The sequence below is a fragment of the Treponema sp. genome (assembly GCF_052169735.1).
Taxonomy (GTDB): domain Bacteria; phylum Spirochaetota; class Spirochaetia; order Treponematales; family Treponemataceae; genus Treponema.
In genome coordinates, this window is sequence record NZ_JBQNBW010000003.1 from 13,286 (window position 1) to 25,885 (window position 12,600).

At 44.7% G+C, this 12,600-nt stretch carries 9 protein-coding genes; 6 read left to right on the forward strand and 3 right to left on the reverse strand.

Going from position 1 to position 12,600, the window contains the following annotated elements; all coding sequences use genetic code 11:
* Positions 1 to 89: 89 nt before the first annotated feature.
* From ACTTJ8_RS00955 to ACTTJ8_RS00965, 3 genes are read right to left on the reverse strand one after another with little or no spacing between them, the layout of a single operon-like run.
* Positions 90 to 224 (reverse strand): hypothetical protein, encoded by a 135-nt coding sequence (locus ACTTJ8_RS00955; RefSeq protein ID WP_442715201.1) that lies wholly within the window; start codon positions 222 to 224, stop codon positions 90 to 92.
* Complete coding sequence (locus ACTTJ8_RS00960) at positions 224 to 1,543, reverse strand: pyridoxal-phosphate dependent enzyme (RefSeq protein WP_442720076.1); 1,320 nt, start codon at positions 1,541 to 1,543, stop codon at positions 224 to 226. The genes ACTTJ8_RS00955 and ACTTJ8_RS00960 overlap by 1 nt, the downstream gene beginning before the upstream one ends.
* Positions 1,540 to 2,436 carry a DUF2156 domain-containing protein gene (locus ACTTJ8_RS00965; protein WP_442715203.1) on the reverse strand — a complete coding sequence of 299 codons (897 nt, stop codon included), beginning with the start codon at positions 2,434 to 2,436 and terminating at the stop codon, positions 1,540 to 1,542. The genes ACTTJ8_RS00960 and ACTTJ8_RS00965 overlap by 4 nt, the downstream gene beginning before the upstream one ends.
* Positions 2,437 to 2,635: 199 nt before the next feature.
* On the opposite strand from ACTTJ8_RS00965, the gene uvrA reads away from it, so the two are divergent.
* The 6 genes from uvrA to ACTTJ8_RS00995 all read left to right on the forward strand — a co-directional run bounded on the left by uvrA (position 2,636) and on the right by ACTTJ8_RS00995 (position 12,553).
* Complete coding sequence (uvrA, locus tag ACTTJ8_RS00970; RefSeq protein ID WP_442720077.1) at positions 2,636 to 5,518, forward strand: excinuclease ABC subunit UvrA; 2,883 nt, start codon at positions 2,636 to 2,638, stop codon at positions 5,516 to 5,518.
* Between the two features lie 43 nt (positions 5,519 to 5,561).
* Complete coding sequence (locus tag ACTTJ8_RS00975) at positions 5,562 to 9,182, forward strand: LPS-assembly protein LptD (RefSeq protein ID WP_442720078.1); 3,621 nt, start codon at positions 5,562 to 5,564, stop codon at positions 9,180 to 9,182.
* 79 nt (positions 9,183 to 9,261) lie between these two features.
* Positions 9,262 to 9,723, forward strand: a complete 462-nt coding sequence (locus tag ACTTJ8_RS00980) for an NfeD family protein (protein WP_442715206.1) — start codon at positions 9,262 to 9,264, stop codon at positions 9,721 to 9,723.
* A 165-nt stretch (positions 9,724 to 9,888) separates the two neighbouring features.
* Positions 9,889 to 10,767, forward strand: coding sequence for an SPFH domain-containing protein (locus tag ACTTJ8_RS00985; protein WP_442715207.1), 879 nt, complete (start codon positions 9,889 to 9,891; stop codon positions 10,765 to 10,767).
* An 18-nt stretch (positions 10,768 to 10,785) separates the two neighbouring features.
* Positions 10,786 to 12,027: an LIC_12708 family protein gene (locus tag ACTTJ8_RS00990; protein ID WP_442715208.1), complete on the forward strand. Its 1,242-nt coding sequence runs from the start codon at positions 10,786 to 10,788 to the stop codon at positions 12,025 to 12,027.
* Complete coding sequence (locus ACTTJ8_RS00995) at positions 12,017 to 12,553, forward strand: hypothetical protein (protein WP_442720079.1); 537 nt, start codon at positions 12,017 to 12,019, stop codon at positions 12,551 to 12,553. The genes ACTTJ8_RS00990 and ACTTJ8_RS00995 overlap by 11 nt, the downstream gene beginning before the upstream one ends.
* The last annotated feature ends 47 nt before the right edge of the window (positions 12,554 to 12,600 follow it).

A 12,600-nucleotide genomic window follows, 5' to 3' on the forward strand; every position in this document is an offset into this window, starting at 1 on the left:
CAGTGTCTCCAAATGATTAATCATCTAAAAGATTAATCGATATATCTTTAATGATACGGTTTTAGTTTTTAGAGATGTATTGAGCTATTTCAACTCTTTTCCGCATTAGCTTCTGCGTATTTTTTAAAGTCCTCTTCGCTCATTTTGTCTGCGTAAAGGGGGTAGAGCGCTTCTACCAAATCTTCCAATGTGGGAAATTTTGCACCGTCTAATTTGTAAGCCATTATTGTACCTCTTTTACTAAGTTTAAAATATGGATTAACTCTTCTTTTCTACCCGTAATCAGGGGGACATTTTGAAGAGGGGTGTCTATACCATGTAAATATTCAGGGATGATAGGCGGTTCACCGCATATTCTGCTTAAGATATCACTTTCAAAAGCAGGATGATCTTTAGATACCAATACCAGCGACTCAACACCCTGCCGTTTAAACATATTCCGGTTTTGAACCGCTGCATACGCATGGGCTGTTGCCGTATCGAACATAATACCGTAGCGTTTATAGGATAGCCGAATAAGATTTTCCGCTTCTTGATCGGACACTGCTGCCGGAAAAATAATAGACTTCATCACGGCAGGGCTAACGGAAAATATCTGTTCCAGCCGTTCAATACTAGACGGAACCGCAGCATCTGCATGACCTCGTTCCGCCAAAGGAACGGAGGAAGCCATACAACAACACTGCCCTGCATCATCACAGGTTAATGCCGGTGTTGCATCGGTGATAAACCCGTTGACCGGCAGACAGAACTTCCAAGCATATAAGCCTGCTGCAAGGTTGCCATAATTGCCGGAAGGAACGGCATAAAAAATCTCTCCAGCCGTTCTGGTTTTAATGCGGGTAAATGCAAACATGTAGAAAAATACTTGCGGCAGAATACGCCCGATGTTGACAGTATTGGCAAGGGTTAGGTTATATTTTTCAATGATATTCCGTTCTTGATAAATCAATCTGATAAGATTTTCTACGTCTGCATTGTCCCCATCAACTTCTACCGGATACACGGATCCGCCGTTTTGGACAAGATGTTCCGGTTTAAGCCCTCGTGCACAACCTTTTGGGTAGAGAATGATCAGTTTGAGATGTTTTTTGTTCCCAAAAGCAGCCGCCATACTTCTACCGCCTGCACCGGTACTGGAAGCAATCACGATTGCCTGCTTTTCATCCATGGTCAACAGATGTTCCAAAGCAGAGGCAAGCCATAAAAAACCGAAATCCCGATGGTTACCGGTGGGCCCATGGAACAATTCCAGTAAAAACAGGCGGTCATCCAGCTGACGCAGACGCGGACTAAAGTCTTTAAAGGCAGCAGCGGCAATCCTTTCGGAAATAACAGGACTAATCTCTTCTTTGAGCAATGCAGCAGTCAACGAACCGGCTATTGCAGAAAAGGCAGTCTGTTCATTCATGTGCAATATCCATGAACGCAGATCATGTTCGGAATACGGCACATAGAGACCGCCGTCGGCAGGCATACAATCAAAGATTGCCTGTTTAAAGGATACAACCTGATGATTGTTTCGGGTACTGACTAATTTCATACAGTCAAAGCTCCTTTGTCCAGCCGATATTTTTTTACAAATCCCTCCGGCTTATAACTCATCTTTGCGTGACGCAGCCCCTCATCCCCCAAGTCTTGTTCACGGTTAATGTACACTACGTGTTCGGGTAGTGATTGGGCAAAGGCATAATTGATATATTGATAGCTTCCGCGGAAATCCGTGCGGGCTTTTTCAAAATGCACAACAGCGATGGTATTTTGAGCTATAAGCTCTGCCAAACACCATGCGACCGGTATCTCTTGGACATATACCACTAACCCGGTAAAGTCATCCAATGAGGGAGCCTCAAGAGCAAGTTGCGCTGCCTGAAAATCAGTCTCCTGCACCTTTTCCTGTTCTGCTGCCCATCTATCTAAAATTTTGTAGGCATCGCCTCGCGTTTGATTATCTAATGGTTTTATAGAGAAATCAGGATAATTATTGAGAAAACCGTTTACATGGTTCTTTTTTTTATGCAGCTGCTTACCGGATAGGGTACTTAAAGAAAGACGGGTATATAAATAATCAAAATTATCCCGATCTTCCTCAGGCTCTGTCCCAAGTGTTTGAAAAATATCCGTATGTACCTTCAAAAACGGCTCAGAAATAGCCTTCCAGTATGAGCAGCCGGCATAAAGCTCCGTTATAAGAGACACTGGCGGCGCCTGCCCTATTGTGAAAAAGAACTGCTGACCGCGTTCTTCTCCTTTAATAATATACGATCCTGCATTATATCTGCTTATTTTATATTGATAAAAATCTTTAAAAAAATACAAACTCCCGACTGTTAATTCCGACATACCGTCGCTCAGCAGCTGCAAATCGGGTTTAATCGCAGCAGCGGCTTCAAAAGAGAGCAGAGTAAACTCAGGATACCGCGCAATGACGTCCATTTCCGTATGTTACTCTTTTATTAAAAAAATCTCAAGTTCTTCAAGAAAGATAAACAGAAATTCCTCCAAAAGATAAAAACGATGCGCGCCATCACAGCAAACAGGAAGAAGATCGAACTCATAGAAGATGCTTGAGTCTACTGCGTATTATAACACAGACTTGAAAAAACCCGGTAAAGCGCCTATAATTCCTTTCTCTATGCAAAAAAACGAATTACAACAGAGCGCACACTTGAACCGGCTTATCGTCAAGGGCGCTCGTGAACATAATCTGAAAAATATTGATGTAGTCCTTCCCCGCGACAAATTGATCGTAATTTCAGGACTTTCCGGCTCAGGAAAGAGTTCTCTTGCCTTTGACACCATCTTTGCTGAGGGGCAGCGGCGGTATGTTGAATCCCTTTCCGCTTATGCCCGTCAGTTTTTAGACCGGATGGATAAGCCCGATGTCGATTATATCGAAGGCTTATCGCCTGCTATTTCTATAGAACAAAAAACGACACACCGCAATCCCCGCTCTACAGTGGGTACGGTAACGGAGATTTATGACTATTACCGGCTGCTTTTTGCGCGGACGGGACATCCGCATTGTCCTCAGTGCGGAAAAGAAATTCAAGAGCAGAGCGAGGATCAGATTATCGACACCATTATGGCATGGGAGGATCATACCCGTGTGCAGATTCTTGCGCCGATCATCAAGGGAAAAAAGGGCGAGCATCAAAAAATAATCGAAGATGCTCAAAAAGCAGGCTTTCTCCGTGCAAGGATCGACGGGCTGATGGTGACCTTGGAAGACGGGGTAAAACTGGATAAGCAGAAAAAACACACGATAGAAATTGTGGTAGACCGTATTCAGCTTTCTGCAGATGTACGCAAACGTCTTTCCGAGTCGGTGGAAACAGCGCTTGAAAGTTCCGGCGGCACTTTGATGGTACTCAAGCAAAAAACAGCGGACGATCCCGTAACAGAGGTGTTCTTTTCTCAAAAAAATGCTTGTCCCGATTGCGGAATTTCGATGCCGGAACTACAGCCGCGTCTGTTTTCGTTCAATAATCCCTACGGCGCCTGTCCCGAATGCACAGGATTAGGACACAAGCAGCATTTTGATTTTAAGCTGATGGTGCCGGACACATCGCTTTCGTTTAACGAAGGCGCTTTTCTGCCCTATAACCCTGATTCTGCATGGAACCGCGCCCGCTTTGAAGCGCTTGCCGAACACTTCGGCTTTTCACTTGATACACCGGTAAAGGAACTCTCCAAAAAAGCCTTGCAGGTTATTATGGAAGGTTCCGGGGTTGAGCCGATAGACTTTGTGTATGAACGGCAAGACGGTTCAGGAAAATCGAAATACCGCCGTCCGTGGCTTGGAATCTATTCTGATATGCAGCGCCGTTATAACGAAGCTTTTTCCGCATCTCAGCGGGAAAATTTTGAAAAATACATGGCTGTTACCACCTGCGGACACTGCGGCGGGCGGCGTTTAAAGCCGGAAGCATTGGCAGTAACCATCGGCGGTAAAAATATTTACGAACTCAGCAGCCTTTCTGTGGGAGACTCGCTTACCTTTTTTGAAAAGCTGAAGCTCACCGACACGGAAAAAACCATCGCGCATCAAATCTTAAAGGAGATAACCTCCCGTTTGCAGTTTATGAAGAACGTCGGGCTTGACTATATCACCTTGGAGCGGAAGGCAGCGACACTTTCTGGCGGGGAGTCTCAGCGGATACGGCTGGCAACGCAGATAGGTTCCAGCTTAATCGGCGTGCTGTACATCCTTGACGAGCCTTCCATCGGGCTGCACCAGCGGGATAATCAGCGGCTTATAGATACCCTGCTTTACCTGCGCAACTTGGGTAACACGCTCATCGTGGTTGAGCATGATGAACAAACCCTCCGCGTTGCCGATTATGTCGTGGATTTAGGTCCCGGTGCAGGGGTGCATGGCGGGGCTGTCGTAGCGGCAGGGACACCCGAAGAGGTAATGCAGGTAGAGGAAAGCCTTACCGGACAATACCTTGCGGGAACGCTCTGCATGGAAATCCCCAAAGAACGCAGGAAGGGAAACGGTGCATTTTTACGTTTGCAGGGGGTAACGGAACATAATTTAAAAAATGTGTCGGTCTCCATCCCCCTCGGAGCCTTTACCTGCATCACCGGAGTTTCCGGTTCGGGGAAGTCTACCCTTCTTTCTGATGTATTGTACCCTGCCGTGTGCAACGCACTCCTGCACAGCGGGCTGCCGGAGGGTTCCTATAAAAAGCTGACCGGGCTGGAGCATATTGATAAGGTTATCAATATCGACCAAAGTCCGATCGGGAGAACGCCCCGCTCAAATCCGGTAACGTATGTGGAAGTATTTACTGCAATCCGCGATCTTTTTGCAAACTTGCCGGATGCAAAGGCACGGGGATATAAACCGGGGCGTTTTTCGTTTAATGTGCGGGGCGGACGCTGTGAGCACTGCCAAGGCGATGGTGCCATTGCCATCGAAATGAACTTTTTGCCCGATGTGTATATCACCTGTGATGTATGCCGCGGTAGACGATTTAACAAGGAGACGCTTGATATCCGGTACAAGGGAAAGAACATAGCGGATGTCCTCGACATGACCATCGAAGAAGCCGCCGAATTCTTTGCCCCCATCCCGCAGATTGCCCGCAAAATGCAGACCCTGCTTTCGGTAGGGCTGGGTTATATCAAGTTGGGACAATCAGCACTGACCTTATCAGGCGGAGAAGCACAGCGGGTTAAACTCGCGCATGAACTTTCCAAGCGTTCAACGGGAAAAACGTTGTACATTCTTGACGAGCCGACTACGGGACTGCATTTTGCAGATGTGAAGCAGCTGATGGAAGTGATTCAGCGGCTGGTTGAACAGGGGAACACCGCCCTGATGATAGAGCACAACCTCGATGTCATTCTACAGGCGGATCATATTATCGATTTAGGTCCCGAAGGAGGTTCCCGCGGCGGTACTATTGTAGCGGAAGGTACCCCCGAAGAAGTGGCAGCTGTGGAAAAGTCTTACACCGGCTTTTATATCAAAGAGATGCTCGAACGGCAGCAGCATACAAGTTCGTAAGTAGGATTCGTACTGTGATACGTGCCTCGTGAATGCAAAAGCAATGAAAAAAAACTTCGTTTCCGTTTTTTGCCTCTGTTTCCTCATTCTTTCTGTACTCTCTCCGGAAGAGAGCAATGGTTCCAGAGTTATTACTATCAATTCCGTCCGGGTAATGGAGCTCTTTAAAAAAGAAAACAAGGCGCAATACGGCAAAAAATCGGAGCAAGAACAGAAAACAAAAGCTGCCGAAACCGGAAAAAAGAGCACCTCGGACAGTCCGGCAGACCCAAAAATACCCGCAGGTAAAACAGCCGTGAGTAAAACACCTGCAGATACAACACCTGCTGGCAAAACGCCGGCAGACACAGCTGCCGATGGCTCAAGCGCTCGTGCCGGCGAGCAAAAAACGCCTGCCAATGCAGCGGATACCGCATCAAAACAACCTACTGCCGATCCTTCAACCACTGAAAACACGCCTAACAATACGTCTGACGGTACAACACCCGTAGGCAAAACAGCCGAGGCAGAGGCTGCCGGTACCCAGACGGAGGTAACAACAGAAGAAGCGCAGAAGGCTGTTGACGAAAAAAAAGATGAGATCATCGTGTTTACCGGAGGAGTTTCGCTTTCCGTTAAAGACGGTTCCATGATTTCAACAGTAGCAGCAGATAAGGTCATATATAACCGCTCTGAAAATACAATCGAAGCCTCGGGAAACGTTCATTACAGCAGAAAAAGCGGGAGTGCGGAAAGCGGGGAAGAGTTTACCGGAGAATTACTCCTCTTCAATATTGATGAAATGGAAGGGATATTCCTTGACGGCACGATTAAACAAGCTCCGCGTAAAAAAGGAGATAGTCCTTTTACCATTCAATCCGCTACGGTCGGACGCGATTCAAGCAGCACAACGGGCTTTAAAAATGCTGTGCTGAGTACCAATGCCGATCCCGAAGATGACCCGCTCTGGTCTATCCGTGCAACCCGGATATGGATGCTGCCGGGAAATGAGCTTGCTTTTTTTAACGGCTATTTTTCTATTGGCATTGTGCCAATCTTTTATCTGCCCTTTTTTTATCATCCTGCTGACGAAATGATTTTCCATCCTGTATTCGGCTACCGGAACCGGGAAGGTGCCTTTGTACAAACAACAACCTATCTCTTGGGACGGAAGCCTCTCAGTACGGATACAAAAAAATCAGGTTCCTTTTCTAATTTTATGAAAACAGAACAACTCAAAAAACAAGAGAGGATCGGCTTATTTTTTAAAAATCTGGAAGAAGATGACACCGATAGCAGCCCTGCCTACATCAAACTACTTGCAGACTCTTATGCCCAACTCGGTGGTCTCGTTGGGATAGAAGGTAAAACCATTCCGCAGAATACACCGATCAAACAACTTGATTTTTCGCTTTTGTTCGGAATGTCGCGGACATTGTTCCCCCCTAAAAAAAATTTGAAAAATTTAGATGCCGACCTCTCCTACAGTGCTTACGACGCAGAGGGGAAACGTCATTATAATAAAAGCTTCCTATATGGGGTTTCTGTTCCCTTCCGTTATAGAGCTCATCTTAATTTTGGTCTTTCATACGCACCGTTTGATTTCACCCTTACAATGCCGTTTATATCCGATCCTTATTTTAAAAAAGATTTTTTTGACCGGTCGGAAGATATGAACTGGTTTAACTATCTCTTAAATAGAGAAAAATTGGCAAAGGGTAGTGATATCGGAACCGAAAGTTCCCATTCTTGGAAGATAAACGGTTCAATTAAGCCCGCGCTCAAGCCTCTCAATCCATGGATCAATTCTTTTAATCTGGATAGCGCTTCTTTTAGCGTAGATTTTGACAGAAAATCCAACAGCAAATTGCGCGGAGCTGAGCAACAATATGCCCCGCATCGGGAGTTTTTCTATCCAAAGCTCTTAAAACCGGAAGGAAAAATATCTATTGCAGGAACCCTGCTTTCCGACACAATGTTTGCAGAAAGGAAGAGCGAAAAAAGCCTTGAAGTTGAAGGTATCGAGAACCCTTTTATAGAAGAAAAAAAAGCACAGGCTAAACAACAGGCAGCGGAAGATACAACAGCTGATAGTATCGGCGCACAGGAAGAGACAGCACATACCGGCACAACGGCTGCAGAAGCTAATCCTCAACAAGAAACTGATAAACCAGAAAAGCCGGCATATATCGACAGTCTTTTGCCCGGTTTTAAGCCGGTTTACGGTCAAACGTTTGATCATAGCATCCATTATTCATTAAGTTATACAGGAGATTTGAGTGCATTACAGGAGACAACCTTTGCAACACTCCAGTGGAAAAGCCCGGAAGATATAAAATGGAAAGACTCTGAAACCCGCTACTATCAGCTCAAAGGAAATGCCGGAATAAAAGGAACACTGTCCTATTCGCAAAACCTCATTACACTCTCCAGCGCTTTAACCGTTGCCACAAACTATCAACGTCACCCATGGACACGAGATAAAAAACGGCAGGAAGTCTTAGAACTGAATAACTTTAAGTCAAACATATATACACTGAAAAATGAAAACACCGTAACCATCAGTCCCTTTGTATATACCGAGTTATTTAAGCCCATATCATTCAGCTGGAGTCTTACCGAAATAGTAGCAAAAAACACCTTTACCGGCACCTATCAAAATCCGGTTTGGAAAACAGAAAAAGTTAAATGGGATAAAGACTTTATTACTGCACACACCGGTTCTGCAGTATTCGGCATGGTCTTTGCAGAAAAATATACACAAAAGCTCACCTTTTCGACGAACTTACCCCCGCTTTTACAGGCATATACGGCAGCGCTCAATGTATCATTCCCGTATGCAACAGTAACAGCCTCTTCAAGATTGTTTGAAAAAGAAAAAGCAAAAAAGAAATGGTTTTGGGATCCTTTTAAAATGGAGGTAACATGGACATTTCCTTACGGCATCAAGTCAACACAAAGTTATCTTTATAGTATTGAAGACAAAGACAGTGAACGGCTCCATATTACATTTGGATGGAAAACGCTTTCTGCATTTTATACACAGAGCCGCGAAATCCCACAAAAATTGGTACAAGGCAGCGGATGGATAAAAAACGGAACTAAAAAGAAATTCATCCCCTTTGCAGCTGGGTTCTCATTTTCAAATACCTCAAATCCGCTCACCATATACGCATGGAAAAACCGTATTAAAATACAGTTGGGGCTTGCTTCAAACCTGCAATTCAATTTAATCCGCATCACGGATAGCTATTTTACCTTTGCACCTAAAATCATTTTTAATATCCATGAATTTTGGGATTTTTCGTTTGGAGCATCCAGTAGAAATGATGTCATTGCACGATACTTTCAAAAAGCATTGAATCTCCCGGTTGTTATTCCGGGAAACACCAATATACTCACCGATTTAGCCTACTCGTTTTATTTTTGGGACAGGCGAAAGCGGGAATCGTCCGGGTTTAAAATGCAGTCATTGGAAATCGGTTTTACTCACTACCTTAAAGACTGGACACTCAAGTTCAACTGCGATATAAAACCGCAGCAAAAGACAGAACGGAACCGTAAGTATTATGTATTCACCCCGACAATCACCTTTGCGGTAGAATGGAAACCCATTAGCGACATCAAGGTAAAGGCACAAAAGAAAGACAACAAGTTCACCGTTGAACGGGGAGAAATTCAATAACAGACACATTTTTCGTGTGAAGGGTTTGCTTGCCTACCCGGCTTGTTGATTTGACTCATTTTTTGCTATACTATCCGCCATGAATATGCTTTTACATTTGGCGGGCGGTTATGCACCATGGCTTTGGCTCGGTATAGCTATTGTCTGTGCCGTAATAGAAGGCTTATCTTTCGGGCTGACCACGGTTTGGTTTGCCCTCAGTGCAATACTGATGGTCTTCATTTCACTGCTGCATCCGCCGGTATATGCGCAGTGTTTGCTCTTTGTGATGATTGCAGTGGTACTGCTGATTTTCACCCGTCCCTTTGCACTCAAGGTTTTACGCACCAACCGGGTAAAAACCAACGCAGACAGTCTTGTTGGAAAAACGGCTTTCGTCATAAAAGATATAAGCGAATGGGAAAAAGGACAGGTTAAGATCAACGGCGCGGTATGGACAGCAGCTTCTGCAGACGGAACTGCCATACCTACAGACAGTGAATGCACGATAGAGCGGATCGAAGGGGTTACGGTGATTGTGCGGATTGTAAATAAAGCCTAGGTTCCCGGCAGAGTATCTTAGGGAACCTCTAAAAATGCAAGCCTATCATCTTTCTGCAGTCATGATGCCTAAACACATTGAAAAAGAAGTGTTTGTTTACTCTTTTATATCAAACCTGTTTTGAAATGTACGTTTTTGAACAGGTCAATCCATCTGGAGGTAACTATGTGGATTATCTTTGTATTGATTTTGTTTACTCTCATTTTGACTATTTTAAATGTCAGAATTGTGCCGCAATCCCAGTCCTTTATCATTGAACGGCTTGGCGGCTATTTCCAATCATGGGAGGTTGGACTGCATGTAAAAATGCCCTTTATTGACCGTATTGCAAATAAGGTGTCGTTGAAGGAGCGGGTGCTCGATTTTAAGCCCCAGCCGGTTATCACAAAAGATAACGTTACGATGATGATCGACACTGTTATCTATTTTCAGATTACTGATCCAAAACTGTATACTTACGGGGTTGAAAATCCGATGAATGCGATTGAAAACCTTTCGGCAACTACCTTGCGCAATATTATCGGAGAGCTGGAGCTTGACGGTACGCTGACGAGCAGGGATGTGATCAATACCAGAATGCGGAGTATTTTGGATGAAGCAACCGACCCGTGGGGGATTAAGGTAAACCGCGTTGAGGTAAAAAACATTATTCCGCCTGAATCCATACAAGAAGCAATGGAAAAGCAGATGCGTGCTGAACGGGAACGCCGCGAAGCCATTTTGATTGCAGAAGGACAAAAGCAGTCATCCATCCTCGTTGCAGAAGGAAAGAAGGCTTCTATGATTTTGCAAGCTGAGGCAGAAAAGGAGTCGGCAATCTGCAGAGCACAGGGAGAGGCGGAAGCTATCTTAGCCATTCAGAAAGCCACAGCCGAAGGTCTCAATTTGATTAAAAATGTGGGAGCTGACCCTGCGCTCATTAAATTGCGTAGTTTGGAAGCATTTGAAAAAGCAGCCAATGGACAGGCAACCAAAATTATTATCCCGGCAGATATTCAAAATATGGCAGGACTGGTTTCAGGCATTGCAGAAGTACTCAAATAAAAGAATCGGGAATGAAAGATGCAATTTGCGGGATTATATAAACGTGTATTGCAGCCGGTAGTGATAAGCTGCTCATTTTTAGCGCTCATTTTTACCGCCTGCACAAAGGCTGCTGCAGGAAAGCTGGAGCGGGAAGACTTATTTTCCATCAAGTATGGTAATTTTGAAGATCAGCTTGATATGTTCCATTTATCAAGCCCCTATATCCGTCCTGACAGTCAGCTTGCTATGGATGACGGTATTTTTTATATCAGCAATTCAAGCGCAGGAAAAATTATGAAGCTGACCTCCTTTGGCGACCTACTTGCCCTTTACTATAATCCCGAAAAAAATCCGCCTCCCACTTTTATCGACACAGCACAAACGGAAAAAATTACCACACGCCGGGCTGTAACCTATCCTTTAAATCACCCTACCTACCTTGCTGTAACACCGAATAAGCATCTCTTTGTGGTTGACACAGTAAACGATGACCGTATTGAATATGATCAAACCGAAAATCTTGCACTCCGTGATATGGTGCTCCATTTTAACGAAGTAGGAGAATGTATAGACACGGTAGGGCAAGAAGGAATAGGAGGAACTCCCTTTCCCCCTATTGAAGGACTCTACAGCGATTCGGGAAACGGCATTGTGGTGGTATGCCGTACAGAACATGCGGTCAGAATATACTGGTATAATGCTGAAGGGAGCCTCCTGTATAAAATTCCCGTTGCCTTAAACGGTCTCCCTTCACCCTATAGTGCCGATGTAAAGATATTTTCAAGCCTCGAAAAAGTAGTACCGGATTTTTCGGAAAAACTCTTGTATTTCAAAATTGATTACTATCGTGAAAATATAGACTCCGGCACGAATGTAAGCGCCGGTATTAGTTACGATAAAAGCTGTTTGTATATCTTCAACATCGAAACGAGGCGATTCGAACGAAAAATTGATATAGCCCCCTATGAAGACTCTGAAAATACCGGTACTGGTACTCATCACTTTAAGAAGGTCTATGGATTTACAGGCATTGCAGCGCATAATTGGTGTTTTCTAACAACCCCGCGTCCGGACGGCTATATTCTCAAATTGATAGACCTTAATTCCAATAAAATCTACACCCAGACATTAACTGTTTCCGCAAATGAGCTGGTCTATAATGCGTTTCATCTATCTCAAGATGGTATGTTGTCAGCGCTTATTGCCGGTAATGAAGATGCGAACATAGTATGGTGGCGCACAAATGAGATAACAGGAGTGTCAAAAAATGAACGGTAATGAGAAGCCGCAAGACGGGGAAATATATCTTCGCTATAATCGGGAAGAGCGGCTCAAGCATGCCTCCGAAGCCGTTCGCCAGATGTACGAACCGAATTATATTAAACGCATGAGCCTTCTTAAAAGCCTTACCGCCATGCGGTCCAACCGTTCCAGTCTTCTTGCACTCGGTATTGTCTTTGCACTGGCATTCGGTTCGCTCTTGTTGACTACCGACCGGCAATCAGGCAAAATTTGCGGTATTCCGGTCAAAATTGCCTATTTAACGCAAGACAGTATGCTATATGTTAATGTGGTATTCAGCGAGGTGGAACACTATGCACAGGAACCGCTGCCGGTGAGTGTTTCCCTATATACAACTAATAAGGAAACTGATGTTCAAGACAGCAAAACCATTGATGCAATATATATCGGCAGTACATTGCGTATACCCGTCCGGTTTGAAGCTCACTCCTTTCAGCGGCTTGAAGTTGTTATCCGCGCAAATAATAAAACGCTCACCCTCAAAACCGCTCTGAAAGAATAAAAACCGGACAAAGCAAGAAAGCTGCAAAGAAAGCACTCCCGCTTTAC